Here is a 23,961-nt window from a genome sequence, read left to right on the forward strand (position 1 = left end):
CGGTGTTTCGGTGTGTGCGGCAGAGAACGAAGCTATCAGCGACGCGCAACGGCCCCTTGAGAGGCGGTGGGGGATTGTGTGGGGAAGGTGAGGAGTATGGCGTGGCGGTCGCGAACGGTGCTGATCATGTCGGTGGGATCGGGTGAGAGTGGGGACAAGTCGCCCTGACGGGACCGCCGTAGGGCATAACGGGCGGTGGTCCGAGGTGCTGCCCCTGCACCCTTCGACGACCTCAGTAAGAGTCAATAAGATCTCTGTAGGCTCAGTGCACCCCGCAGCACGCTCCTCAGCACAAGCGCACTTCTCAGCACCCCCACCCACAGCCCGGCCCCACCGCACTCCACACACGACCCCAGGACACCCGCCATGCCGCGACGCCGCACCTCAAGCTCGTCAAGCTCGACGGGAAGTACGACGGGAAGCACGACGGGAGCTACGGGAACCACGGCCACACCCAGGAACCGGACTCCGCAGCCGGTGACGATCCGGCGCAGGTCGTTCGGGGACTTCGTCAAGGCGTTCCTCGCCTTCGTCGCCCTGGCCGTTCTCCTCGTCGGCGTGCCGGGCGCGCTGGCCACGCAGATCGGGTGGCCGCTGCCGAACGGGGTGCCGAGCCTCGACTGGCTGCAGCAAGAGATCACCGTTCACACGTTCCTGAACATCCTCACCGTCGTCGTGTGGCTCGCGTGGGCCCAGTTCACCGCCTGCGTGCTCGTGGAGATGAAGGCCGCGCTGTCGGGCGTCGGGGTGCCGGGGCGGGTGCCGGGCGCCGGGCCGAGCCAGTTGCTCGCGCGGCAGCTCGTCGCGGCGCTGCTGCTCGTCGGTGCCACCGCGGCCAGCTTCGCGCCCGGGCTGTCGCAGCTCGGGCAGAACGGCTACGACGCCAACCAGAAGCCCACCGTCGCCGCGGCCCAGCAGACCCCGGGCTTCTTCGCCCAGCAGCAGGAGCAGGCCGCCGACACCGCGGCCGCCGTCGCCGGGCAGGCCTCGCACGCCGCCGCCCGCGCGGACGCCGGAGGCGGCAGCGCCCAGCAGGGCGACACGAAGTACTACCGGATCCAGCCGCCCGAGGGGCGTCACCACGACTCGCTCTGGGAGATAGCCGAACGGCACCTCGGTGACGGGCGCCGCTACAAGGAGATCTTCGAGCTCAACAAGGACCGCGTCCAGCCGGACGGGTCCAAGCTCTCCGAGGCCAGCCTCATCCGGCCCGGCTGGATCATGGAGATGCCGGGCGACGCCCGCGGCGGCGAGCTCGTCGAGATGCCCGACGAGGCGCCCAACGTGTCGCCCGATGTGCAGCAGCAGATCAGCGACTACGCCCGGACCGGCGACCACGCCCAGGGTGGAGGCGGCGCCCAGGGCGGAAGCGACCAGGCGCAGGGCGGCGGCACCTCCCAGGTGTCCCTGCCCGACCAGCAGCGGCCCGCGGGCTCCGGCTCCGGTCACCAGCAGGCCACCGCCGTCGGCGCCGAGTCCGACAGTTCCTTCGGTCTTCCCGAGGCCCTCCTCGCCGCGCCCCTGCTCGCCGCCGGTCTCCTCGGTGCCCTGGGGCGCCGGCGCCGGCAGGCGTTGTGGCAGTCGGCGTTCGGGGCCGTCGGCGGGCGGCGCGGTATGGAGCCGCCCACGCCGACCGGGGACGCGCAGGACGTCCAGGACGCGCTGCTCGTCGGCGCCGACCCCGAGGGCGTACGGCTGCTCGACCGGTCGCTGCGGGGGCTCGCGGCCTCCCTCACCGAGGAGTCGCGGGCGCTGCCGGTCGTGTACGCGGCCTGGCTCAGCAACGGCGACCTGCACCTCCAGCTCGCCCAGCCCGCCGGCAAGCCGCCCGCGCCCTGGCAGCAGGGCCAGGACCAGACCTTCTGGATGCTGTCCCGAACGGACGCCGAGCGTTACGGGGACGTCGACACGGCCGCGCCGTACCCCGGCCTCGTCAGCCTCGGCACCATGGACGACTCGCGGCTGCTGCTCAACCTGGAGGCCGTGCCCGGCATCGTGTCGCTGAGCGGCCGGGAGGCCGACCGGGCCGCCGTCTTCGCCTCCGTCGCCGCCGAGTTGGCGACCAACGGCTGGTCCGACCGCATGACCATCACGCTCGTCGGCTTCGGCGCGGACCTGACGCCGCTCGCCCCGAACCGGATCCGGCACCTCGAGGACGTCGAGGCCCTCGTCGAGACCATGGAGGCCGAGACGCGGCAGCGGCGCGGAGCGCTGGGCGCCGCCGGGCACGACTCCGTCCTCACGGGGCGTACCGGGCCCGCCCAGCACACCCGTTGGGCCCCGCACCTCGTGCTGCTCGCCGCCCAGCCGAACGCAGAGGACGCCGTCAAGCTCGCCGAACTCGCCGCCGACGCCGGCCGGCTCGGCATCGGCTACCTCGTCGGCACCGAGACCGGCGACCTGCCGGGCGCCGCCTGGGAGATGGAGATCACCGGCCAGGGCAAGCTGCTCGCGCCCCTCCTCGGCCTCGAACTCGACGCCCAGCTGCTGCCCGCCGCCCAACAGCGCGCCGTGGTCGAGCTGTTCGTCGAGGCCGACCCGGAGCGCGAGACCGACCGGCCCGCGACCACCCCGCCGTTCCTCGTCGACATCAGCGAGCAGGGCCGCCCGGCCGTCTACGCCCGGCTCGTCGGGCCGTACGAGATCATCGGCCTGGACTCCCCGGACGGGGAGCGCAGCGCCCTGCTGCACGAGGCGCTCGCCCTGCTGCTCCTGCACCGTGAGGGCGTGCACCCGCGCGTGCTGTCCTCCGCGCTGTGGCCGCGCGGTGTCACCGACGACGTACGAGGCGCGCTGCTGGACCGGCTGCGCGACTGGCTCGGCACCGACCCCGACGGCACGCCCCGCCTCGGCACCGACAGCAGCGGCCGGCTCACACTCGCCAAGTCGGTCGTGTCCGACCTGGACGTCCTGCGGTCGCTCTACCACGAGGCGACGCAGGGCAGGGGCGCCGACAGCCGGGCCGTGCGCGGGCGGCTGCTCACCGACGCGCTCGTGCTGGTGCGCGGGCCGCTGCTCGCCGACCGGCCCGAGGGCCGCTACCGGTGGCTCACCCACGAGATCGTCGACGCCCAGCTGCCGCTGCTCGTCGCGGACACCGGGCTCGCGCTGTGCGAGTTCCACATGGAGAAGGACCGCGCGGAGAAGGCCATCGAGGCCCTCAACGCGGCCCTGCGCACCGCCCCGGCCGACGAGCGGCTGTGGCACGAGCTGCTGCGCGCCACGCACGCCACCGGTGACTCGTCCCGGCTGACCGCGCTCGCCACCGACCTCATCGGCCGCAGCGGGGCCCGCGGGCTGCCGCCGCGCACGGAGGCGCTGCTCGACGAACTGCTGCCGACGTGGCGTGACGCGATCGCCGCGGCGGGATGAGCACCGGGCTGCTGGTCGCCGTCGCCGTGCTGTGGGGCGCGGCGGCGGGCGCGTCGCTGCCGCGCGCGGCCTACCGCTTCTCGGCCCCCTCGGGGGAGGCGTGGCGGGAGCGGTGCCCCGGCGGACATGCCGTCAGGGGCTGGCTGGGACGGGCGTCCTGCGCGGCCTGTGAGGGAAGCGGCTACGGCCCGCGTACGACACCGCTGGTGATCGCCACCGCTCTCGTCTGCGCCGCCCTCGCCGCCGCCACCGGCACCCGCCCCGAGGTCGGCGTCTGGCTGCTGCTCGCCCCCGTCGGCGTCCTGCTCACGGCCGTCGACTTCCGCGTACGGCGGCTCCCCGACCCGCTCACCCTCCCCTTCGCCGGTGCCGCCCTGGCCCTGCTCGGCCTGACCGCCTTCGTCCCCGAGCACGCGGGGGAGTGGACCACCGCCCTGCTCGGCTCCCTCGCCCTGGGCGGCGGCTACTTCGTCCTCTTCCTCGTCAACCCCGCGGGCATGGGCTTCGGCGACGTGAAACTCGCCCTGGGCGCCGGTGCCGTCCTCGGCTGGTACGGCTGGCCTACGGTGATGCTCGGCACCTTCGCGGGCTTCCTCCTGGGCGCCCTGTACGGCGGCGCTCTCCTGGTCATGCGCCGGGCCGATCGCAAGACGGCCATCCCGTTCGGCCCGTTCCTGATCGCCGGGGCGTTCCTCGGGCTCCTCGTGGGCGCGTACACGGCCTGACACCGCCGCCGTCAGGCCGGTCCCCGGCTTGGCGCCCTTGGTCATGGGCCCGGCTCCGAGCGGTCCCACCCCGCCCGCGCGGCCTGACGTCCAGCGCCCCGAACCGCTGGCGTACGCTGGGCTGGTCCGTCCACAACCCTTACGAAAGGGACGCCCGGTGACCGAGAAGGCCGACCTTCAGCCCATCCTCGACCGAGCGGCCGCCGGTGGGCGGATCACCTCGGACGAGGCGCTCGTGCTGTACCGGGACGCCCCGCTGCACGCGCTGGGCACCGCCGCCGACACCGTGCGCCGCCGCCGCTACGCGGGCACCGAGCACATCGCGACGTACATCATCGAGCGCAACATCAACTACACGAACGTCTGCGTCACGGCGTGCCGCTTCTGCGCCTTCTACGCCGCGCCCAAGGACACCGCCAAGGGCTGGACGCGTGACCTGGACGACGTCCTGCGCCGGTGCGCCGAGACGGTCGAGCTGGGCGGCACCCAGATCATGTTCCAGGGCGGGCACCACCCGGACTACGGCGTCGAGTACTACGAGGAGCACTTCGCGGCGATCAAGAAGGAGTTCCCGCAGCTGGTCATCCACAGCCTGGGGGCGTCCGAGGTCGAGCACATGGCCCGGATCTCCAAGGTGAGCGTGGAGGAGGCCATCCGGCGCATCCACGCCGCCGGGCTCGACTCCTTCGCCGGCGCCGGCGCCGAACTGCTGCCCGAGCGGCCCCGCAAGGCCATCGCCCCGCTGAAGGAGTCCGGCGAGCGCTGGCTGGAGATCATGGAGATCGCGCACGACCTGGGCGTGGAATCCACCTCCACCATGCTCATGGGCACCGGCGAGACCAACGCCGAGCGCATCGAGCACCTGCGGATGATCCGGGACGTCCAGGACCGCACGGGCGGCTTCCGCGCCTTCATCCCGTACACCTACCAGCCCGAGAACAACCACCTGAAGGGCCGGACGCAGGCGACGCTCTTCGAGTACCTGCGGATGATCGCGGTCGCCCGGCTGTTCATGGACAACATCGCCCACATCCAGGGCTCGTGGCTCACCACGGGCAAGGAGGTCGGGCAACTCTCCCTGCACTACGGCGCCGACGACCTCGGCTCGATCATGCTGGAGGAGAACGTGGTGTCGTCGGCCGGTGCCAAGCACCGGTCCAACCGGATGGAGATCATCGACCTCATCCGGAAGGCCGGGCGCGTGCCCGCCCAGCGGTCGACCACCTACGAGCACCTGGTCGTCCACGACGACCCGGCGAACGACCCCGTCGACGACCGCGTGGTCTCGCACATCTCCTCCACGGCCATCGAGGGCGGCACGGCTCATCCCGAGCTGAAGCTGCTGGCGCCCAACTGAGCCGCCTGTGCTGACGCTGCACGCCGCCCCGCTGGTCCTGCCGGCGGGCACGGCACCCGTCGTGGACGGAGCCGTCGTGGTGGAGGGCGACCGGATCACGGCCGTCGGACCGTACGAGGAGGTCGCCGCCGCGGCGCCGGGCGCGCGGGTGCGGCGCTGGCCGGGTGTGCTCACACCGGGCCTGCGCCAGTGGCATCCGCTGTGGCTGCTGCGCCACTGCTACCACCCCGACCCGCGCGAAGCCGACGAGCTGGGCGAACGGCCCCTGTGGGGCGAGCGGCTGACCGCCCTCGGCGAGCTCGGCGAGACCCGCTGGTCGGGCAGCGTACGGCGCGGACTGCAGCGGATGCTGCGGTACGGCACGACGGCGGTCGCCGCGCCCGGCGCCCGCTTCCGCGATCCGCTGGTGGCCACGGCCGTCGCCCGGTCCGGACTGGCCGTGGTGGGGACCACGCGGGCCCCGGGCGTCCTGCTCGGTGAGCGGCCCGGCCTCGACCCGTTCGCCGAGGGGTACGACCTCGCGGGCACGGTCCACGGCCCGCTGACCGTCGGCGGCCGGGCCGACCTGGCCGTGTTCGACGTACCCGACGAGAAGGCCCTGTATGAGCGGGGCGCGGCGACCTGCGTGGCGACCGTGCTGGCCGGCCGTTTGGTGTACCGGGCCCGCTGATCTCCCGCTCTCCGCCCGCGAACGTCTTTCCGAACGCCCCGAAGTCCGCTTCACCCCACTGCAGTCGGTGGCCGCCCTGCCGGTCCCGGTGCCGCTCGCGCACTGACGGTCCCGGGCCGTCGACCACATCGACACCCGGGCGATGTCCCGCTCCTCGGCGAAGGCCCGGACCTCGGCGGCGGCCGCGAGCGTGCCGCGCGGGCGGTCACGCTCCACCTCTGGCACGAGATCGCGCTCATCCTCGCCGTACCGCTGATCGACCGGTTCTGGGACGTGCCGGCCTTCGAGGCGTACCTGCCGCTGGACAGCCAGTGGTTCCTGTTCGGTGTGGGCCGGGTCCTGATCGCGCTGTTCGTGCTGCCGTGCGGGTGAGTGGAGGACGTGGCGGCCCGGAGGAAGCCCAGGCTCCTGCCGTGCGGGGGTGCTGCAAGAATGGGCCCGTGACCCGCGCATCCCTGGACAAGCAGCCGCACGAAGTCGCCTCGATGTTCGACGACGTGGCGGAACGGTACGACCTGACCAACGACGTGCTGTCCCTCGGCCAGGACCGGCGATGGCGCAAGGAGGTCGCCAAGGCGGTCGACGCGCGCCCCGCGCAGAAGGTCCTCGACCTGGCGGCGGGCACCGGCACCTCCTCGCTGCCCTTCGCCCGCACCGGCGCCTACGTCGTGCCGTGCGACTTCTCCCAGGGCATGCTCCGGGTCGGCAAGCAGCGGCAGCCCTGGCTGCCCTACACCGCCGGCGACGCGACGCGGCTCCCCTTCAAGGACGACACCTTCGACGCCGTCACCATCTCCTTCGGGCTGCGCAACGTGCGGGACACGGACGCCGCGCTGCGGGAGATGCACCGGGTGACCCGGCCCGGCGGGCGGATCGTGATCTGCGAGTTCTCACACCCCACGTGGGCGCCGTTCCGCACGGTCTACACCGAGTACCTGATGCGCGCCCTGCCGCCGGTCGCCCGGGCCGTCTCCTCCAACCCCGACGCCTACGTCTACCTCGCCGAGTCCATCCGCGCCTGGCCCGACCAGCCCGCCCTGGCCGAGCGGCTGGGCGAGGCCGGCTGGTCGCGGGTGGCCTGGCGGAACCTCAGCGGCGGGATCGTGGCCCTGCACCGGGGCTTCAAGGAGAGCTGACACCGGCTGACCGCACTCGCAGTTCGAGCCGGTAGCAGTGCCCCGCCCGTTCCGACGCCGCCGTCGTGAACGTCTCGGCGAGGCGCATCCCCAGCCGCCGGGTCACCGCGATGGAACGGCTGTTGCGGGAGTCGACCATCGCCACCACTCCCGGCACGCCGGCCGACCGCATCCGCTCCAGCGCCTGGTGCGCGGCCGCGGTGACGTAGCCCTTGCCCCAGTGCTCCCGGCCCAGCCGCCAGCCGATCTCGATCTCGCCCTTCGGGCCCCAGTCACGCTCCCAGGGCTGTGCGCCGGTGAAGCCGACGACCTGCCCGGACTCGTCGAGCATGGTCCACAGGCAGAAACCGAGTTCGGCGTCGTGCCGCCGCTGGCGGGCGGTGAGCTCCTCGTAGACGGACAGCTCCGCCGCCCTGCCGCCGTGGAACTCCATGACATCCGGGTCGGCGAAGAGCCGGTGCCAGGCGAACGCGTCCTCGTGGGTGGGGACACGGAGCCGTACAGCGGGGAGAGCTCGGTTCACGAGGCAGCCCTTCAGACGGGTGATGAATGCTGCTGCATAGACTGCCCGTGTCCTGTGCCGGTCGGCACGCAAGATTCCGAACTTGGGGAGATCCCGCCGTGACCGTCGTGACCGAGCCCCTCTCCGAGAACACCGCCGACGTGATCGTCGTGGGCGCGGGGCCGGCCGGCTCCACCACCGCCTACCACCTCGCGAAGGCGGGGCTCGACGTCCTGCTGCTGGAGAAGACCGAGTTCCCGCGCGAGAAGGTCTGCGGTGACGGCCTCACCCCGCGTGCCGTCAAGCAGCTGGTGGCGATGGGCATCGACATCTCCGAGGAGGCCGGCTGGCTGCGCAACAAGGGCCTGCGCATCATCGGCGGAGGGGTGCGGCTCCAGCTCGACTGGCCGGATCTCGCCTCCTTCCCCGACTACGGCCTCGTCCGCAAGCGCGACGACTTCGACGAGCAGCTCGCCCGGCAGGCGCAGAAGGCCGGCGCCCGGCTGTTCGAGCGGTGCAACGTGGGCGCGCCGATCGTCGACGACCGCACGGGCCGCATCACCGGCGTGCACGCCAAGCTCGGTGAGGAGAAGCGCGAGGTCACCTTCCACGCGCCGCTCGTCGTGGCCGCCGACGGCAACTCGACCCGGCTGTCCCTCGCGATGGGCCTGCACCGCCGCGAGGACCGCCCGATGGGTGTCGCCGTGCGGACGTACTTCACCAGCCCCCGTCACGAGGACGACTACCTGGAGTCCTGGCTCGAACTGTGGGACCGCCGCGGCCCCCAGGACCGTCTCCTGCCGGGCTACGGCTGGATCTTCGGCATGGGCGACGGCACGTCGAACGTCGGCCTGGGCGTTCTCAACACCTCCGACTCCTTCAAGGAGCTGGACTGGCGCGAGGTCCTGAAGGCCTGGTGCGCGTCCATGCCGGAGGACTGGGGCTACACCCCCGACAACATGACCGGGCCCATCCGCGGCGCCGCGCTCCCGATGGCCTTCAACCGGCAGCCGCACTACACCAAGGGCCTGCTGCTCGTCGGCGACGCCGGCGGACTGGTGAACCCGTTCAACGGCGAGGGCATCGCCTACGCCATGGAGTCCGGCCAGATCGCCGCCGACGTCATCGTCCAGGCCCACGCGCGCGCGACCCCCGCGGGGCGCGAACTGGCCCTGCAGCGCTACCCGCGGGTCCTGAAGGACACCTACGGCGGCTACTACACGCTGGGCCGTGCCTTCGTGAAGCTCATCGGCAACCCGAAGGTCATGCAGATCGCCGCCCAGCGCGGTCTCACGCACCCCCTGCTGATGAAGTTCACGCTGAAGCTCCTCGCGAACCTCACCGACCCGACGGGCGGCGACGCGATGGACCGCATCATCAACGGCCTGAGCAAGGTGGCGCCGAAGGCCTGACCAGGCACCCGGGCCTTCGGCTCCGAAGGCCCGGTCCGCCGCTCGGGGCCGCGATGCCGGCCGCCCGGCGCGAGCACCGCCTCGCGGCGGTCCGCCGTCCGCCGCGGCGCGCCCTTCCGCTCCCGGACGCCGGGCGCCGGCGGGTGCGGGCGCCGGCGGGTGTGCTGGAGCTGTACCGGCCGCCGGAGCTGGGCGGCCCTGAAGGGCGTGGACGCGCTGGGGCACCGGCTGGGGGCGCCGGGCCCGTCCGGCCCCGGGCAGGCGCCCTGAGGGGCCCTGGAAGGCTCTGGTGGGGCATCGGGGGAGTTCTGGGCATGCCGGGAGGGCCGCTGCCCCGAGTGGCAGCGGCCCTCTGGCCCGTTATGCGTGCTTCAGTACGAGCGCGGCCTCAGAGGACGCGCACCGCGCCATCTGCCGGGTAACCCGACAGGTCCTGGATGACGACGCCCTTGGACGGGTTGGCCGCGTCCAGGTACTGGCCGTTCCCGATGTAGACACCCACGTGGTACGCGGAGCCCTTGCCGCCCCAGTAGAGGATGTCGCCGACCTGGAGGTTGGACAGCGAGACGTCCGTGCCGGCCATCGACTGGTCCTGTGAGACGCGCGGCAGGTCCACACCAACCTGCTTGTACGCGGCCTGCACGAGGGAGGAGCAGTCCCAGGCGTTGGGACCGGTGGCGCCCAGGACGTAGGCGTCGCCCACCTGGGCCTTCAGGAAGGAGATGACGGTCGCGACGCTGCCGCTGGCAGGCGCCGACACCGACGTGGAGGTGGACGTGGGGGCGGAGGCGGAGAGGGTGGCGCGCTCGGCGCTGCGCGTGGCGCGCTCGGCGGCGGCCTTGCGGGCGGCCTCGGCGGCCTTCTTCTTGGCCTCCGCCTTCTTCTTCGCCTCGGCGAGGTCCTTCTTGGCCTCCGCCGCGGCCTTGGCGGCGGCGGCGTCACGCTCGGCGCGCAGTTCGTAGTTCGCGGCCGCCTGCTGGGTGGCGGCAGCGGACTGGGCGACCTGAGCGGACAGGTCGGCCGTCAGGGTGGGCAGTTCGATGGTCTGCGTCACCGGCTCGGCGGCGCTCGCCGAGGCCGACGCACCCGCCGCTGCCATGCTGAGAACGCCACCGGCAACTCCGGCACGCATGGCGATCGAAGAGGTCGCGCTGCGGCGGGGCTTCCGGTGGCTGCGTATGTGAGCGGTGTGGGACATGGGAATAACCGGTACCAGGGGCTCCTTCATATCTTCAAGAAACGTGTGCTGCGCCACAATTGCTCAATGGGGCCCCGAAAAACCCCGCGCGAGACCCTTTATTGACGCCGTAACGGACATTGCGGGCGCTCCGTAACCAGGCTGTGATCACGCCCTTTGATCAATACGCCCGAATTGCCCCGCGCCTACCATTGGTTGGGTTGATTGGCCAAGCCCCGCTCTCATGAGCCTCTCATCCATGTGACGGAGGTCACGGAACGGTCGTCATGGCGAGCGCGTCCCGGCGCGTAGATCACGACCGGATCACGACCTCGCGAAGATCGTGAACGGATGCACGCGTTCACGCCCGCTCCGTGCGCGTCCACACTCCGGTCCGAGTGCCCCCTGATGTGTGAACGCGCCTCTATCAAGAGATCAAGTCCCTCACCAATTTGCATGCACGGGAACCCTCTTGATATGGAGACGCATCCTCCGGCCTGCGCTGACGAGGCAAAATGTCACCTCTGGTGATCACTCGGACGCTTCGAGTGTGAAGATCACCGCTCATCCGACTCCATGATCGATCGTCAGGTGGTGGAGATCACAAAGCTTGTGCAATACCCCGTGTCGCAGATCACAGAGCGTCGGGCATAAGATGCACGCGGTTGGGCTTGTGACCTGCTTCACATGTTCCCGATCTTCGCCGGGGCGGGCGGGGTTCGAGGGACGGGTGGGGCGGATGTGAGCCCGACGCAAACCGCCAGCAGTCAGTGCCGACTGAGAGGAGCGAGGAGCGGTGAACGCTTATGCGCCCATCCTCGTACTGGGAGCGCTCGGGGCAGGCTTTGCGATCTTCTCCGTGGTCATGGCCACGTTGATCGGGCCCAAGCGGTACAACCGCGCCAAGCTCGAGGCCTACGAGTGCGGTATCGAGCCGACCCCCACGCCGGCCGGCGGCGGGCGCTTCCCGATCAAGTACTACCTGACGGCGATGCTCTTCATCATCTTCGATATCGAGATCGTCTTCCTCTACCCCTGGGCCGTCACCTTCGACGCCCTGGGGATCTTCGGGCTCGTGGAGATGCTGCTCTTCGTGCTCACCGTCTTCGTCGCGTACGCGTACGTATGGCGGCGCGGCGGCCTGGAATGGGACTGAGGAGCCACACGTCATGGGACTCGAAGAAAAGCTGCCGAGCGGCTTCCTGCTGACCACCGTCGAGCAGGCCGCGGGCTGGGTGCGCAAGTCGTCCGTCTTCCCCGCCACGTTCGGCCTCGCCTGCTGCGCCATCGAGATGATGACCACCGGCGCGGGCCGCTACGACATGGCGCGCTTCGGCATGGAGGTCTTCCGGGGCTCGCCGCGCCAGGCGGACCTGATGATCGTCGCCGGCCGGGTCAGCCAGAAGATGGCGCCGGTGCTCCGGCAGGTCTACGACCAGATGCCGAACCCCAAGTGGGTGATCTCCATGGGGGTCTGCGCCTCCTCGGGCGGCATGTTCAACAACTACGCCATCGTCCAGGGCGTCGACCACGTCGTGCCGGTCGACATCTACCTCCCCGGCTGCCCGCCCCGGCCGGAGATGCTGCTGGACGCCATCCTCAAGCTCCACCAGAAGATCCAGTCCTCCAAGCTCGGCGTGAACGCCGAGGAGGCGGCACGCGAGGCGGAGGAGGCGGCGCTCAAGGCCCTGCCCACGATCGAGATGAAGGGGCTGCTGCGGTGAGCGACGCGAACGGCACCAACGGTGCGAACCCCGAGAAGGACCTCAGCGCGTCGAACCTCCCGGGCCAGCGCGGTGACGGCGGCGAGGAGATCCGCGTCCAGCGCGGCATGTTCGGCGCCAACACCGGGGGCGACACCTCCGGCTACGGGGGCCTGGTCCGCTCGGTCCGGCTCCCGGGACCGGCGACCCGCCCCTACGGCGGCTGGTTCGACGAGGTCGCCGACGAACTGGAGGGCGCCCTGGAGGAGCAGGACCTGCTCCCGGACAACGTCATCGAGCGGACGGTCGTCGACCGCGACGAGCTGACCTTCCACATCGAGCGCGAGCACTTGGTCCGCGTCGCCCGCACCCTGCGCGACGACCCGGCCCTGCGCTTCGAACTGTGCACCGGCGTCAGCGGCGTCCACTACCCGAACGACAAGGGCCGCGAACTGCACGCCGTCTACCACCTGCGCTCGATCACCCACAACCGGGTGATCCGCCTGGAGGTCAGCGCCCCCGACAGCGACCCGCACATCCCGTCGCTGTTCTCGGTCTATCCGACGAACGACTGGCACGAGCGCGAGACGTACGACTTCTTCGGCATCGTCTTCGACGGTCACCCGGCCCTGACGCGGATCATGATGCCGGACGACTGGCAGGGCTTTCCGCAGCGCAAGGACTACCCCCTCGGCGGCATCCCCGTCGAGTACAAGGGCGCCCAGATCCCGGCTCCGGACCAGCGGAGGTCGTACTCATGAGCACTTCGCACGCCTCCCCTCGGGAGACCACAGAGGGCACCGTCTACACGGTCACCGGCGGCGACTGGGACGAGGTCGTCCAGTCCGCGGCCCGTGCCGACGACGAACGCATCGTCGTCAACATGGGTCCGCAGCACCCGTCCACGCACGGCGTGCTCCGGCTGATCCTGGAGATCGACGGCGAGACCGTCACCGAGGCCCGCTGCGGCATCGGCTATCTGCACACCGGCATCGAGAAGAACCTCGAGTACCGGACGTGGACGCAGGGCACCACGTTCGTGACGCGCATGGACTACCTGACGTCGTTCTTCAACGAGACGGCGTACTGCCTCGGCGTCGAGAAGCTCCTCGGCATCGAGGACCAGATCCCGGACCGCGCCTCGATCATCCGCGTGCTCCTGATGGAGCTGAACCGGCTGTCCTCGCACCTGGTGTGCATCGCCACCGGCGGCATGGAACTCGGCGCCACCACGATCATGATCTACGGGTTCCGTGATCGTGAACTCATTCTCGACATCTACGAGCTGATCACCGGCCTGCGGATGAACCACGCGTACATCCGCCCCGGCGGACTCGCCCAGGACCTGCCGCCCGGCGCGGTGGACCAGATCCGCGAGTTCGTGAAGACGATGAGGAAGAACCTCCCGGAGTACGACAAGCTCGCCACCGGGAACCCCATCTTCAAGGCCCGTATGCAGGACATCGGCTACCTCGACCTGGCCGGCTGCATGGCCCTCGGCGCGACGGGACCGGTCCTGCGCTCCACCGGCCTGCCGCACGACCTGCGCAAGGCCCAGCCGTACTGCGGCTACGAGACCTACGACTTCGAGGTCCCGACCGCCGACACCTGCGACTCCTACGGCCGCTTCCTGATCCGGCTGGAGGAGATGCGCCAGTCGCTCGGCATCATCGAGCAGTGCCTGGACCGGCTCCAGCCCGGCCCGGTCATGGTCGCCGACAAGAAGATCGCCTGGCCGGCCCAGCTCGCCCTGGGGCCCGACGGGCTCGGCAACTCCCTCGACCACATCAAGAAGATCATGGGCACCTCCATGGAGGCCCTGATCCACCACTTCAAGCTGGTCACCGAGGGCTTCCGCGTCCCGCCGGGACAGACGTACGCGGCGGTCGAGTCACCCAAGGGCGAACTCGGGGTGCACGTCGTCTCCGACGGCGGCACCCGCCCCTACCGGGTCCACTTCCGCGACCCGTCCTTCACCAACCTGCAGGCCATGGCGGCGATGTGCGAGGGCGGCCAGGTCGCCGACGTCATCGTCGCCGTCGCGTCCATCGACCCCGTGATGGGAGGCGTCGACCGATGACCACATCGTCTTCCGAGCGGGGCGTCAGCCTGGGCATGCCCGAACTGCCCGCACCCGCCTACCCGGACGACGTCCGGGCCCGTCTGGAGACCGACGCGCGCGAGGTCATCGCCCGCTACCCGGACTCCCGGTCCGCCCTCCTGCCGCTGCTGCATCTCGTGCAGGCCGAGGAAGGGCACGTGACCCGCACCGGCATGCGGTTCTGCGCGGACGTGCTCGGCCTGACCACGGCGGAGGTCACCGCCGTCGCCACCTTCTACACCATGTACCGGCGCCGGCCGAGCGGTGACTACCAGGTCGGGGTGTGCACCAACACCCTGTGCGCCGTGATGGGCGGGGACGCGATCTTCGAGGACCTCCAGGAGCACCTGGGCGTCGGCAACGGTGAGACCACCGACGACGGCAAGGTCACCCTGGAGCACATCGAGTGCAACGCGGCCTGCGACTTCGCGCCGGTCGTGATGGTCAACTGGGAGTTCTTCGACAACCAGACCCCGGCCAGCGCCAAGCGCCTCGTCGACGACCTGCGCGCGGGACGGCCGGTCGCGCCCACGCGCGGGGCTCCGCTGTGCACCTTCAAGGAGACCGCCCGGGTCCTGGCCGGTTTCCCCGACGAGCGGGACGGGGCCGTGGAGTCCGGGGGAAGCGCGGGACCCGCCTCCCTGGTCGGCCTGAAGCTCGCCAAGGGAGAGGCCTCTCCCGCGCGCGTGGTCCACCCGCGCGGTGAGGCGGCCCGGACCGGGGCACCGCACGACCCGTCACCGACGGAGCACTTGAGCTCGCACGACGCGCCACAGGAGACGTCGGCCTCCGATCCGGCCCACCCGGCTGGGCCTGCCGCCGAGGAGGGGGAGTGATGACCTTGGCACCCGAGCTGAAAGACATGAGCCCCGAGAAACTGCTCGCACCGGTGCTGTCGGCCTTCTGGGACCAGGACAGGTCCTGGACGCTGGACGTGTACCGGAGGCACGACGGCTACGAGGGGCTGCGCAAGGCGCTCGCCATGTCGCCGGACGACGTGATCGCGTACGTCAAGGACTCCGGTCTGCGCGGGCGCGGCGGCGCGGGCTTCCCCACGGGCATGAAGTGGCAGTTCATTCCCCAGGGGGATGGAAAGCCGCACTATCTTGTTGTCAACGCCGACGAGTCGGAGCCCGGGACGTGCAAGGACATCCCGCTCCTCTTCGCGAACCCGCACAGCCTCATCGAGGGCATGATCATCGCGTGCTACGCGATCAGGTCGTCGCACGCCTTCATCTATCTGCGTGGTGAAGTCGTCCCGGTGCTGCGGCGGTTGCACTCGGCCGTCCGCGAGGCCTACGAGGCGGGCTTCCTCGGCGAGAACATCCTGGGCAGCGGACTCGACCTCGACATCACCGTGCACGCGGGCGCGGGCGCGTACATCTGCGGCGAGGAGACCGCGCTGCTGGACTCGCTCGAAGGCCGACGGGGCCAACCGCGGCTTCGTCCCCCCTTCCCCGCTGTCGCGGGCCTCTACGCGTGCCCGACTGTGGTGAACAACGTCGAATCGATCGCGTCGGTTCCCGCGATCATGAGCCGGGGCAAGGACTGGTTCCGGTCGATGGGGAGTGAGAAGTCGCCCGGCTTCACCCTCTACTCCCTCAGCGGCCACGTCGCCAGCCCCGGCCAGTACGAGGCGCCGCTCGGGATCACCCTCCGCCAGCTCCTCGAGATGAGCGGCGGAATGCGCCCCGGGCACCGCCTCAAGTTCTGGACGCCGGGCGGCTCCTCGACCCCGATGTTCACCGACGAGCACCTCGACGTCCCTCTTGACTACGAAGGAGTGGGCGCCGCGGGTTCCATGCTCGGCACCAAAGCTCTCCAGTGCTTCGACGAGACGACCTGCGTGGTGCGGGCCGTGACGCGCTGGACAGAGTTCTACGCCCACGAGTCCTGCGGCAAGTGCACGCCCTGCCGCGAAGGCACCTACTGGCTCGTGCAGCTGCTGCGCGACATCGAGGCCGGCAAGGGACAGATGTCCGACCTCGACAAGCTGAACGACATCGCCGACAACATCAACGGCAAGTCCTTCTGCGCCCTCGGTGACGGCGCCGCCTCGCCGATCTTCTCCTCTCTCAAGTACTTCCGCGAGGAGTACGAGCAGCACATCACGGGCCGGGGCTGCCCCTTCGACCCGGCCAAGTCGACGGCCTGGGCCGACCGCACGGAGGTGAACGCATGACCGTGACCACCAGCTCTCCCTCAGGCGGGGGAGAGGCGGCGGTCCCGCCGGAGGACCTCGTGTCGCTGACGATCGACGGCGTCGAGATCAGCGTGCCCAAGGGCACCCTGGTCATCCGGGCCGCCGAACAGCTCGGCATCGAGATCCCCCGGTTCTGCGACCACCCCCTCCTCGACCCGGCCGGCGCCTGCCGCCAGTGCATCGTCGACATCGAGGGCCAGCGCAAGCCCATGGCGTCCTGCACCATCACCTGCACCGACGGCATGGTGGTCAAGACCCAGCTCACCTCCCCGGTCGCCGAGAAGGCCCAGAAGGGTGTGATGGAGCTCCTGCTCATCAACCACCCGCTGGACTGCCCGGTCTGCGACAAGGGCGGCGAGTGCCCGCTGCAGAACCAGGCGATGTCGCACGGCCATTCCGAGTCCCGCTTCGAGGGCAGGAAGCGGACGTACGAGAAGCCCGTCCCTATCTCCACGCAGGTGCTGCTCGACCGCGAGCGCTGCGTGCTGTGCGCCCGCTGCACCCGGTTCTCCAACCAGGTCGCGGGCGACCCGATGATCGAGCTGATCGAGCGGGGCGCGCTCCAGCAGGTCGGCACCGGCGAGGGCGACCCGTTCGAGTCGTACTTCTCCGGCAACACCATCCAGATCTGCCCCGTCGGCGCGCTGACCTCGGCGGCGTACCGATTCCGCTCCCGCCCCTTCGACCTCGTCTCCTCCCCGTCGGTGTGCGAGCACTGCTCCGGCGGCTGCGCCACCCGCACCGACCACCGGCGCGGCAAGGTCATGCGGCGGCTCGCGGCCGACGACCCCGAGGTCAACGAGGAGTGGATCTGCGACAAGGGACGGTTCGCCTTCCGGTACGCGCAGCAGCGGGACCGGTTGGAGTCACCGCTCGTGCGCAACGCCGAGGGCGAGCTGGAACCGGCCTCCTGGCCCGAGGCGCTGCAGATCGCGGCCCAGGGGCTGCTGGCCTCCCGGGGCCGCACCGGAGTCCTGACCGGCGGCCGCCTCACCATCGAGGACGCCTACGCGTACAGCAAGTTCGCGCGCGTGGCGCTCGACACCAACGACATCGACTTCCGCGCCCGCGTGCACAGCAGTGAGGAGGCCGACTTCCTCGCCGCCCAGATCGCCGGACGCGGCAGGGACCTCGACGGCACGGGCGTCACGTACACCGCGCTGGAGAAGGCACCGGCCGTCCTGCTGGTCGGGTTCGAGGCGGAGGAGGAGGCGCCCGGCGTCTTCCTGCGGCTGCGCAAGGCCTGGCGGGGGCACGGGCAGAAGACCTTCTCGCTCGGCACGCACGCCACCCGGGGTCTGGAGAAGGCCGGCGGGACGCTGCTGCCGGCGGCTCCCGGCACCGAGACCGAGTGGCTGGACGCGCTCGCCGGCAACGTCGGCCTGGAGGACGACGGCGCTCTCGCCGCCGAGGCGCTGCGCGCCGAGGGCGCGGTGATCGTCGTCGGCGAGCGGCTGGCCGCCGTGGCCGGCGGGCTCACCGCCGCCGTCCGCGCCGCCTCCGCGACCGGCGCCCGGCTGGTGTGGATCCCGCGCCGGGCCGGGGAACGCGGCGCGGTCGAGGCGGGCGCGCTGCCGTCCCTGCTGCCCGGCGGGCGCCCGGCCACCGACCCGCGCGCGCGGGACGAGGTCGCCGGCGTCTGGGGCGTCGCCGCTCTCCCGCACCGCTACGGCCGCGACACCGGCCAGATCGTCGAGGCCGCCGCGACCGGGGAGCTCCAGGCCCTGCTGGTGGCGGGCGTGGAGATCGCCGACCTGCCCGACCCGGCACGCGCGCGTGCGGCCCTCGACGAGGTCGGCTTCCTGGTCTCGCTCGAACTGCGGCCCAGCGAGATCACCCGCAAGGCCGACGTGGTCCTGCCCGTCGCCGCGGTCGCCGAGAAGGCCGGCACCTTCCTCAACTGGGAAGGCCGGGTCCGCTTCTTCGAGGCCGCGCTCAAGCCCGACCACATGACCCGGCGCCTGGCGCCCACCGACGCGCGCGTGCTGCAGATGGTGGCCGACGCCATGGACGTCCACCTCGGACTGCCGGATCTGCGCACCGTCCGGGCGGAGATCGACCGGCTCGGCGCCTGGGACGGCCCGCGCGCCGGCGAGCCCCGGGAGACCGCGGGCGCGCTGCCCCGGCCGGCCGCCGGGGAGGCCGTCCTCGCCGGACACCGCCTGCTGCTCGACCAGGGCGTCCTCCAGCAGGGCGACGAGGCACTCGCCGGAACGCGGCACGCCGCACGCGCGCGCCTGTCGGCCGCGACGGCCGCCGAGGCCGGCGTCGAGGACGGCGACCTCCTCGCGGTCACCGGTCCCATGGGAGCCGTCGCACTTCCGCTCCAGATCAGTGAGATGCCCGACCGGGTGGTGTGGCTCCCGCTGAACTCCACCGGCGGCGGCGTCGCCTCCGACGCCGGGGCGCGGCCCGGCTCCCTCGTCCGCATCGGCCCGGCGGCACTCGCCGGCGAGGCCCCCAAGGAGGTGGAGGCATGAGCCCGTACCTCGCCGCTGAAGACCTCTCGATGTTCGGCCAGGACCCGTGGTGGCTGGTCGTCATCAAGGCGGTGTTCTGCTTCGCCTTCCTGATGGTGACCGTCCTTGTCTCCATCGTCATGGAGCGCAAGGTCGTCGCCTGGATGCAGCGGCGCATCGGCCCCAACCGGCACGGCCCCTGGGGCATGCTCCAGTCCCTCGCCGACGGCATCAAGCTGATGCTCAAGGAGGACGTGGTCGTCAAGCGCGCGGACAAGGCGGTGTACGTCCTCGCGCCGATCATCGCGGCCATCCCGGCCTTCATGGCCATCGCGGTGATCCCCTTCGGCCCGGCCGGCAACGAGATCTCGATCCTCGGCCAGCGCACCACGATGCAGCTCACCGACCTGCCGGTCGCGATGCTCTACATCCTGGCCATCGGCTCTCTCGGGGTGTACGGCTTCGTCCTGGGCGGATGGTCCTCCGGATCGACGTACCCGCTCCTCGGCGGTATCCGCTCGTGCGCCCAGATCATTTCGTACGAGGTCGCCATGGGCGCCGCCTTCGCTTCGGTCTTCCTCTACGCCGGCTCGATGTCCACCTCGGCGATCGTCGGAGCCCAGCAGGACCGCTGGTACTTCGCGCTGCTCCCGGTCTCGTTCCTGATCTACATGGTGACGATGATCGGCGAGTCCAGCCGGGCCCCGTTCGACATGCCGGAGTCCGAGGGTGACCTGGTCGGCGGTTTCAACACCGAGTACAGCTCCATCAAGTTCGCGATGTTCATGCTCTCCGAGTACATCCACATGGTCACCGTGTCGATGATCGCGGTGACGCTGTTCCTCGGCGGCTGGCGGGCCCCTTGGCCCGTCAGCACCTTCTGGGAGGGCGCGAACCACGGCTGGTGGCCGATGCTCTGGTTCGTAGTCAAGCTCCAGATGCTGATCTTCTTCTTCGTCTGGCTGCGCGGCACCCTCCCACGCGTGCGCTACGACCAGCTGATGAAGCTCGGCTGGAAGGTCCTCATTCCGGTCGCGCTGGTATGGCTGATGCTCGTCGCGAGCGTCCGGGCCCTCAGGAACGAGGGCTACGACTTCGCCGACATCGCCCTCTACGTCGGCGGCGCCGTACTCGCCCTGCTGCTGCTCTCCTACGTCGTCGACCTGTTCCGCGAGAAGGCGAAGCAGGACGAGCAGCCCGCCGAGGCCCCGGCCGCCTTCGACCCGATGGCGGGCGGATTCCCGGTGCCGCCCCTGCCGGGACAGGAACTCCCACCCGTCCCGCGACGTCGCTCGCGCAGGGAGCGGGAGCTGATTGTCAGTGGTGGGCCCGATACTCAGAGTGACGAATCTCTGGGCGGAACTACGGATGGAAAGGAGGCGTCCGATGGCTGAGGAACCGAAGGACACCAAGCCCGGGTTCCAGAACCCGGTGGCCGGCTTCGGCGTGACCTTCAAGGCCATGTTCAAGAAGCGGCTGACCGAGCAGTACCCGGAGCAGCAGAAGACCACGGCTCCGCGCTTCCACGGACGGCACCAGCTCAACCGCCATCCGGACGGCCTGGAGAAGTGCGTCGGCTGCGAACTGTGCGCGTGGGCCTGCCCCGCCGACGCCATCTACGTGGAGGGCGCGGACAACACCGACGAGGAGCGCTACTCGCCGGGGGAGCGGTACGGCCGCGTCTACCAGATCAACTACGCCCGCTGCATCCTGTGCGGCCTGTGCATCGAGGCGTGCCCCACACGCGCGCTCACGATGACGAACGAGTTCGAGCTGGCCGACTCCAGCCGCGCCAACCTCATCTACACCAAGGAGCAGTTGCTCGCCGGTCTCGAGGACGGCATGGTCGACTCGCCCCACGCCATCTACCCGGGCATGGACGAGCAGGACTACTACCGGGGCCTGGTCACCGAGGCCGCTCCCGGTACGGAGCCCCAGGTCGCCCACTCCAAGGGCGAGGTCGTACAGGAGGCCGACTCGACCTTCGGCGGGACCGAGCCGGCGTCGGAGAAGGTGATCGACCGATGACCGCCCAGCTCGCCGCCTACTCCACCTCCACCGCAGAGGCCGTCCAGTTCTGGATCCTCGGCACCGTCGCGGTGGTCGGCGCCCTGTGCACCATCCTCATGAGGAGGGCCGTGCACAGCGCGCTCTGCCTCGCCGGGACCATGATCGTGCTGGCGGTGTTCTACCTCGCCAACGGCGCCTACTTCCTGGGCGTCGTGCAGATCGTCGTCTACACCGGCGCGATCATGATGCTGTTCCTGTTCGTGGTGATGCTCGTCGGCGTCACCGCGGCGGACTCCCTGAAGGAGACCATCAAGGGCCAGCGCTGGCTGGCCCTGCTGTGCGGCCTCGGCTTCGGCATCCTGCTGATCGCCGGGATCGGCAGCGCCTCCCTCGAAGAGTTCAACGGCCTCGGGGCGGCGAACGCCGGGGGCAATGTGGAGGGACTCGCCTCCCTCATCTTCACCAGGTACGTCCTCGCGTTCGAGGTCACCGGCGCCCTGCTGATCACGGCAGCCGTCGGCGCCATGGTGCTCACCCACCGCGAGCGCACCGAGCGCGCCAAGACCCAGCGCGAACTCTCCGAGGAGCGAGTCCGCGAAGGAAAGCAACTGCCGCCCCTGCCGGCCCCCGGTGTGTACGCCCGGCACAACGCGGTCGACATCGCGGGCCTGCTGCCCGACGGCACACCGTCCGACCTCACCGTCAGCAAGACTTTGCGCGAGCGCGGCCAGATCCGTGACGTGTCGCGGGAGGCGCTCAACGACCTCAAGGCCCTGGAGCAGCGGTCCGAGGAGCGCCTGGAGCGCGGGGCGGTCGGGCCGGCGAAGTTCCCGCGGTCCGAGGAGGCGTCGAAGTGAATCCCGTCAACTACCTCTATCTCGCGGCCCTGTTGTTCACCATCGGCGCCACCGGCGTGCTGATCAGGCGCAACGCGATCGTGGTGTTCATGTGCATCGAGCTGATGCTCAACGCCTGCAACCTCGCGTTCGTGGCCTTCTCCCGCATGCACGGCAACCTCGACGGCCAGATCATCGCCTTCTTCACGATGGTCGTCGCCGCCGCTGAGGTCGTGGTCGGGCTGGCGATCATCGTGTCCCTGTTCCGTGCCCGCCACTCGGCCTCGGTCGACGACGCCAGCCTGATGAAGCTGTAAGGGGTCGGGAGAATCGTGGAGAACCTGATTGCGCTGCTGGTGGCGGCGCCCCTGCTCGGAGCGGCGGTCCTGCTGTGCGGCGGACGCCGGCTGGACGCGGTCGGTCACTGGATCGGCACGCTGCTCGCGGCCGTCTCCTTCGTGCTCGGCCTGGTGCTGTTCAGCGACATGCTGGCCCAGGACGCCGAACAGCGCGTCATGAGCCAGCACCTGTTCAGCTGGATCCCGGTCGAGGGCTTCCAGGCGGACGTCGCCTTCCAGCTCGACCAGCTGTCCATGACGTTCGTGCTGCTGATCACGGGCGTCGGATCGCTGATCCACCTGTACTCCGTCGGGTACATGGAGCACGACGAGCGGCGCCGCCGCTTCTTCGGCTATCTGAACCTGTTCCTCGCGGCGATGCTCATCCTCGTCCTCGCCGACAACTACCTGCTGCTGTACGTCGGCTGGGAAGGCGTCGGTCTCGCCTCCTACCTGCTGATCGGCTTCTGGCAGCACAAGCCCAGCGCCGCCACGGCCGCGAAGAAGGCCTTCCTGGTCAACCGCGTCGGCGACATGGGCCTGTCCATCGCGATCATGCTGATGTTCCTGTGGTTCGGCACCTTCGCCTTCGGGCCGGTGCTGGGCAGCCAGGGGGAGGCCGGGCTCGCCGGTGCCGCCGGTGAGGACAAGCTGACCGCGATCGCCCTGATGCTGCTGCTCGCCGCCTGCGGCAAGTCCGCCCAGGTGCCGCTCCAGTCCTGGCTCGGGGACGCGATGGAGGGCCCGACCCCGGTCTCGGCCCTCATCCACGCCGCGACCATGGTGACGGCGGGTGTCTACCTGATCGTCCGCTCCGGGGCCGTCTTCAACGGCGCCCCGGACGCGCAGCTGGTCGTCACCATCGTCGGTGCCGTCACGCTCCTGTTCGGTGCGATCGTCGGTTGCGCGAAGGACGACATCAAGAAGGCACTGGCCGGCTCGACCATGTCGCAGATCGGCTACATGATCCTCGCCGCGGGCCTCGGCCCCATCGGCTACGTCTTCGCGATCATGCACCTCGTGACGCACGGCTTCTTCAAGGCCGGCCTGTTCCTCGGCGCCGGTTCGGTCATGCACGGCATGAACGACGAGGTGGACATGAGGAGGTACGGCGGCCTGAGGAAGTACATGCCGGTCACCTTCGTCACCTTCGGCCTCGGCTACCTGGCGATCATCGGCTTCCCGGGCCTGTCCGGGTTCTTCTCCAAGGACAAGATCATCGAGGCGGCGTTCGCCAAGGGCGGCACCGAGGGCTGGATCCTCGGCGCCTGCGCCCTGCTCGGCGCGGCCATCACCGCGTACTACATGACGCGCGTGATGCTGATGACGTTCTTCGGCGAGGAGCGCTGGCGCAACGCCCCGACTCCGTCCCCGGCCGAGCCGAGCGCGGAGCCCGCCGCCGAGACGCGCGGCGAGTACACCCCGCCGCACCCGCACGAGTCGCCCAAGGTCATGACGGTCCCGATGATCGTGCTGGCCGTCGGGTCGGTGGCCGGCGGCGCGTTCTTCAGCATCGGTGACCGCTTCCTGCACTGGCTGGAGCCGATCACCGGGTACGACCACGGGCATCCGCCGGTCAGCGCCCTCACGGTCACGCTGGCCACGGTCGCCGTGATGGTCATCGGCGTCGCCGTCGCCTGGGCGCAGTACGGCCGCCGCCCGGTCCCGGCCGTCGCCCCGCGCGGCTCGCTGCTCACCCGGGCCGCCCGGCGCGACCTGCTCCAGGACGACTTCAACCACGTCGTCCTGGTCCGCGGCGGCGAGCACCTCACGCGGTCCCTGGTCTACGTCGACCACACCCTGGTCGACGGCGTCGTCAACGGCACGGCGGCCTCGGTCGGCGGCCTCTCCGGGCGGATGCGCAGGCTGCAGAACGGCTTCGCCCGCTCCTACGCGGTCTCGATGTTCGGCGGTGCGGCGGTCATCGTCGCCGCGACCCTGCTGATGAGGGCGGTCTGAT

Annotated in this window: 20 protein-coding genes and 1 pseudogene; 19 read left to right on the forward strand and 2 right to left on the reverse strand. The window is 70.6% G+C overall.

Features of this window, described 5'->3' with window-relative positions; all coding sequences use genetic code 11:
* Positions 1 to 366 precede the first annotated feature (366 nt).
* The 6 genes and pseudogenes from ACZ5TL_RS31625 (at position 367) to ACZ5TL_RS31650 (ending at position 7,260) form a co-directional block, all read left to right on the forward strand.
* The gene (locus ACZ5TL_RS31625; RefSeq protein ID WP_468594129.1) at positions 367 to 3,372 is read left to right on the forward strand and encodes a BTAD domain-containing putative transcriptional regulator; all 3,006 of its coding nucleotides are present in this window, start codon (positions 367 to 369) and stop codon (positions 3,370 to 3,372) included.
* Positions 3,369 to 4,097, forward strand: coding sequence for a prepilin peptidase (locus ACZ5TL_RS31630; protein ID WP_468594131.1), 729 nt, complete (start codon positions 3,369 to 3,371; stop codon positions 4,095 to 4,097). Before ACZ5TL_RS31625 ends, ACZ5TL_RS31630 begins: the two co-directional genes overlap by 4 nt.
* A 157-nt stretch (positions 4,098 to 4,254) precedes the next feature.
* Positions 4,255 to 5,454, forward strand: coding sequence for a cyclic dehypoxanthinyl futalosine synthase (gene mqnC / locus ACZ5TL_RS31635; RefSeq protein ID WP_468594132.1), 1,200 nt, complete (start codon positions 4,255 to 4,257; stop codon positions 5,452 to 5,454).
* Positions 5,455 to 5,461: 7 nt separating this feature from the next.
* Positions 5,462 to 6,124: an amidohydrolase family protein gene (locus ACZ5TL_RS31640; RefSeq protein WP_468594133.1), complete on the forward strand. Its 663-nt coding sequence runs from the start codon at positions 5,462 to 5,464 to the stop codon at positions 6,122 to 6,124.
* A gap of 195 nt (positions 6,125 to 6,319) precedes the next feature.
* Positions 6,320 to 6,568, forward strand: a pseudogene (locus ACZ5TL_RS31645) (acyltransferase family protein); the annotation flags it as partial.
* Complete coding sequence (locus ACZ5TL_RS31650) at positions 6,565 to 7,260, forward strand: demethylmenaquinone methyltransferase (protein ID WP_468594135.1); 696 nt, start codon at positions 6,565 to 6,567, stop codon at positions 7,258 to 7,260. The pseudogene ACZ5TL_RS31645 and the gene ACZ5TL_RS31650, both read left to right, overlap by 4 nt.
* On the opposite strand, the gene ACZ5TL_RS31655 is transcribed toward ACZ5TL_RS31650, so the two are convergent.
* On the reverse strand, positions 7,247 to 7,783 hold the full coding sequence (locus ACZ5TL_RS31655; RefSeq protein ID WP_468594136.1) for a GNAT family N-acetyltransferase: 537 nt from the start codon (positions 7,781 to 7,783) through the stop codon (positions 7,247 to 7,249). The two genes, ACZ5TL_RS31650 and ACZ5TL_RS31655, sit on opposite strands and share 14 nt — an antisense overlap.
* A gap of 98 nt (positions 7,784 to 7,881) precedes the next feature.
* On the opposite strand from ACZ5TL_RS31655, the gene ACZ5TL_RS31660 reads away from it, so the two are divergent.
* Positions 7,882 to 9,174 carry a geranylgeranyl reductase family protein gene (locus ACZ5TL_RS31660; protein ID WP_468594137.1) on the forward strand — a complete coding sequence of 431 codons (1,293 nt, stop codon included), beginning with the start codon at positions 7,882 to 7,884 and terminating at the stop codon, positions 9,172 to 9,174.
* 388 nt (positions 9,175 to 9,562) lie between these two features.
* Here ACZ5TL_RS31660 and ACZ5TL_RS31665 read toward each other — a convergent pair whose 3' ends face one another.
* Entirely contained in the window at positions 9,563 to 10,402 is an 840-nt protein-coding gene (locus ACZ5TL_RS31665; RefSeq protein ID WP_468594246.1) for a C40 family peptidase, read from the reverse strand.
* A gap of 745 nt (positions 10,403 to 11,147) precedes the next feature.
* Here ACZ5TL_RS31665 and ACZ5TL_RS31670 point away from each other — a divergent pair.
* From ACZ5TL_RS31670 to nuoL, 12 genes are read left to right on the forward strand one after another with little or no spacing between them, the layout of a single operon-like run.
* Positions 11,148 to 11,507 (forward strand): NADH-quinone oxidoreductase subunit A, encoded by a 360-nt coding sequence (locus tag ACZ5TL_RS31670; protein ID WP_003974383.1) that lies wholly within the window; start codon positions 11,148 to 11,150, stop codon positions 11,505 to 11,507.
* Between the two features lie 13 nt (positions 11,508 to 11,520).
* Positions 11,521 to 12,075: a NuoB/complex I 20 kDa subunit family protein gene (locus ACZ5TL_RS31675; RefSeq protein WP_007387566.1), complete on the forward strand. Its 555-nt coding sequence runs from the start codon at positions 11,521 to 11,523 to the stop codon at positions 12,073 to 12,075.
* A complete protein-coding gene (locus ACZ5TL_RS31680; protein WP_468594138.1) occupies positions 12,072 to 12,815 on the forward strand; it encodes an NADH-quinone oxidoreductase subunit C in 744 nt (247 codons plus the stop codon). Before ACZ5TL_RS31675 ends, ACZ5TL_RS31680 begins: the two co-directional genes overlap by 4 nt.
* A complete protein-coding gene (locus tag ACZ5TL_RS31685) occupies positions 12,812 to 14,134 on the forward strand; it encodes an NADH-quinone oxidoreductase subunit D (protein ID WP_468594139.1) in 1,323 nt (440 codons plus the stop codon). Before ACZ5TL_RS31680 ends, ACZ5TL_RS31685 begins: the two co-directional genes overlap by 4 nt.
* A complete protein-coding gene (nuoE, locus tag ACZ5TL_RS31690; RefSeq protein WP_468594140.1) occupies positions 14,131 to 14,991 on the forward strand; it encodes an NADH-quinone oxidoreductase subunit NuoE in 861 nt (286 codons plus the stop codon). Before ACZ5TL_RS31685 ends, nuoE begins: the two co-directional genes overlap by 4 nt.
* Complete coding sequence (gene nuoF / locus ACZ5TL_RS31695; protein ID WP_468594141.1) at positions 14,991 to 16,337, forward strand: NADH-quinone oxidoreductase subunit NuoF; 1,347 nt, start codon at positions 14,991 to 14,993, stop codon at positions 16,335 to 16,337. The genes nuoE and nuoF overlap by 1 nt, the downstream gene beginning before the upstream one ends.
* Positions 16,334 to 18,838: an NADH-quinone oxidoreductase subunit G gene (locus ACZ5TL_RS31700; protein ID WP_468594142.1), complete on the forward strand. Its 2,505-nt coding sequence runs from the start codon at positions 16,334 to 16,336 to the stop codon at positions 18,836 to 18,838. The genes nuoF and ACZ5TL_RS31700 overlap by 4 nt, the downstream gene beginning before the upstream one ends.
* A complete protein-coding gene (gene nuoH, locus ACZ5TL_RS31705; RefSeq protein ID WP_468594143.1) occupies positions 18,835 to 20,211 on the forward strand; it encodes an NADH-quinone oxidoreductase subunit NuoH in 1,377 nt (458 codons plus the stop codon). The genes ACZ5TL_RS31700 and nuoH overlap by 4 nt, the downstream gene beginning before the upstream one ends.
* The gene (gene nuoI / locus ACZ5TL_RS31710) at positions 20,204 to 20,845 is read left to right on the forward strand and encodes an NADH-quinone oxidoreductase subunit NuoI (protein WP_468594144.1); all 642 of its coding nucleotides are present in this window, start codon (positions 20,204 to 20,206) and stop codon (positions 20,843 to 20,845) included. Before nuoH ends, nuoI begins: the two co-directional genes overlap by 8 nt.
* Positions 20,842 to 21,684 carry an NADH-quinone oxidoreductase subunit J gene (locus tag ACZ5TL_RS31715; RefSeq protein ID WP_468594145.1) on the forward strand — a complete coding sequence of 281 codons (843 nt, stop codon included), beginning with the start codon at positions 20,842 to 20,844 and terminating at the stop codon, positions 21,682 to 21,684. Before nuoI ends, ACZ5TL_RS31715 begins: the two co-directional genes overlap by 4 nt.
* Positions 21,681 to 21,980 (forward strand): NADH-quinone oxidoreductase subunit NuoK, encoded by a 300-nt coding sequence (gene nuoK, locus ACZ5TL_RS31720; RefSeq protein WP_003992252.1) that lies wholly within the window; start codon positions 21,681 to 21,683, stop codon positions 21,978 to 21,980. Before ACZ5TL_RS31715 ends, nuoK begins: the two co-directional genes overlap by 4 nt.
* A gap of 15 nt (positions 21,981 to 21,995) precedes the next feature.
* Positions 21,996 to 23,960: an NADH-quinone oxidoreductase subunit L gene (nuoL, locus tag ACZ5TL_RS31725; protein ID WP_468594146.1), complete on the forward strand. Its 1,965-nt coding sequence runs from the start codon at positions 21,996 to 21,998 to the stop codon at positions 23,958 to 23,960.
* The last annotated feature ends 1 nt before the right edge of the window (position 23,961 follow it).

The organism is Streptomyces sp. NPDC033136, assembly GCF_055578235.1.

Excerpts from the sequence above, each read along its gene's own strand:
- ACZ5TL_RS31625 (WP_468594129.1), top strand. The coding sequence starts at position 367 with ATGCCGCGACGCCGCACCTCAAGCTCGTCAAGCTCGACGGGAAGTACG.
- ACZ5TL_RS31630 (WP_468594131.1), top strand. The coding sequence starts at position 3,369 with ATGAGCACCGGGCTGCTGGTCGCCGTCGCCGTGCTGTGGGGCGCGGCG.
- ACZ5TL_RS31665 (WP_468594246.1), bottom strand. The coding sequence starts at position 10,402 with ATGAAGGAGCCCCTGGTACCGGTTATTCCCATGTCCCACACCGCTCAC.
- ACZ5TL_RS31675 (WP_007387566.1), top strand. The coding sequence starts at position 11,521 with ATGGGACTCGAAGAAAAGCTGCCGAGCGGCTTCCTGCTGACCACCGTC.
- ACZ5TL_RS31685 (WP_468594139.1), top strand. The coding sequence starts at position 12,812 with ATGAGCACTTCGCACGCCTCCCCTCGGGAGACCACAGAGGGCACCGTC.
- nuoE (WP_468594140.1), top strand. The coding sequence starts at position 14,131 with ATGACCACATCGTCTTCCGAGCGGGGCGTCAGCCTGGGCATGCCCGAA.
- nuoF (WP_468594141.1), top strand. The coding sequence starts at position 14,991 with ATGACCTTGGCACCCGAGCTGAAAGACATGAGCCCCGAGAAACTGCTC.
- ACZ5TL_RS31700 (WP_468594142.1), top strand. The coding sequence starts at position 16,334 with ATGACCGTGACCACCAGCTCTCCCTCAGGCGGGGGAGAGGCGGCGGTC.
- nuoH (WP_468594143.1), top strand. The coding sequence starts at position 18,835 with ATGAGCCCGTACCTCGCCGCTGAAGACCTCTCGATGTTCGGCCAGGAC.
- nuoI (WP_468594144.1), top strand. The coding sequence starts at position 20,204 with ATGGCTGAGGAACCGAAGGACACCAAGCCCGGGTTCCAGAACCCGGTG.
- ACZ5TL_RS31715 (WP_468594145.1), top strand. The coding sequence starts at position 20,842 with ATGACCGCCCAGCTCGCCGCCTACTCCACCTCCACCGCAGAGGCCGTC.